1 protein-coding gene is annotated in these 1,306 nt (G+C 28.9%); it reads left to right on the top strand.

Annotation, left to right across the window (positions count from 1 at the left end):
• Positions 1–98 precede the first annotated feature (98 nt).
• Positions 99–1,133, top strand: a complete 1,035-nt coding sequence (locus CLOACE_RS11605) for an IS6 family transposase (RefSeq protein ID WP_070111398.1) — start codon at positions 99–101, stop codon at positions 1,131–1,133.
• Positions 1,134–1,306 lie beyond the last annotated feature (173 nt).

The following is a 1,306-nucleotide window of genomic DNA, read 5'->3' as shown; positions in this document are numbered from 1 at the left end:
AGTTCTGTTAAGTTATATGAACATTGCTTCCCCTCAACCTATGAAATATAATAGATTTACCATAAAAATATTACCTCCCAGAAAGGAGAGAGGAAACAATGAACAAAGCTAATAAAAAAATCACCTGTCCTAGATGTCACAGCCATAGACTATATAAGTTTGGAAAAGACAAAGAAGGAAATCAAAAATATCAATGCAAAGAGTGTAAAAGACAATTTACACCATCGGCTACGCCGAAAGAGCGTCAGCTCAAGGATTATCCTCGTTGTCCCATCTGTAACAAAAGAACCTTTATTCATCATAATTATTCAAATTATATTAACTATCGTTGTAACGATAAGAAATGTAATCATAGTTTTTTTGTGGCGAAGCCTACGGCTATAACCCCATCAAGCAATACAACTATACAAGGTAAACTTGATTTTAAAGGTATGCGCTTCCCAATCCATATTATTTTAATGGCTTTAGACCTTTATTTTCTTAATGAAAGTTCTACAAGATGTATATCTCAATATTTGTTTAGAACGTTTAATATAAAAGTATCTCATGTTACTATTGCAAGTTGGACTAAAAAGTTTGCTGCATATTTCAAATTAAAATCTGATAATTTATTAAAAAATATTGATTTATCAGATTCAGATGAATGGCATGCAGATGAAACAGTTGTATTTATAAATGGTAAACGTCATTATCTATGGCTTGTTATAGACTCGGAAAGTCGATTAATTATTTCTTATCATCTATCCCCATATAGAGATGCTAAACAAGCTTTTAGCCTTTTTAATGATGCTAAGAAATTAGGATCTCCTAGAGCCATAGTTACCGATAGATTACCATCTTACAATATTCCAATAAAATCAGTATTCCAAGATACATTACACATAAAAGTACAATCTTTTAAAGATGATATTTCAAACAATATTATTGAATCTTTTAATAAAACATTTAAGTCTTGGTATAAAGGTTTAAAAGGCTTTAACTCTTTTGATAGTGCCAATAATTTAATATCGGTATTTATATTTCACTATAATTTTATTCGTAATCATTCCTCACTACGTGGTTTAACACCAGCTGAAGTATCAGGAATCAATTATTCAGTTAAAGCTAAAAACAATTGGTTATTAACTGCCTAACGGCTAACGCTATCGCTTTTAATTAGGTCTATTTATTTTTAAAAATCTATAAATAGATAGGCTTTTTTGTCATGCCACAAAATATTAATTTTATAATTTTTATTATTTAAAGTAAGTCATATAGTAATTTTGTGATTTTCAAAGCTATATTTTCATAATTAATTAACAGAACC

It is taken from the genome of Clostridium acetireducens DSM 10703, from assembly GCF_001758365.1.
In the GTDB taxonomy this organism is placed as follows: Bacteria; Bacillota; Clostridia; order Clostridiales; family Clostridiaceae; genus Clostridium_C; species Clostridium_C acetireducens.
The sequence above is the reverse complement of the archived record's forward strand: the minus strand, read 5'-3'. Positions and strand labels throughout refer to the sequence as shown.

Coding starts and splice junctions, on each gene's coding strand:
- CLOACE_RS11605 (WP_070111398.1), top strand. CDS start 99: ATGAACAAAGCTAATAAAAAAATCACCTGTCCTAGATGTCACAGCCAT.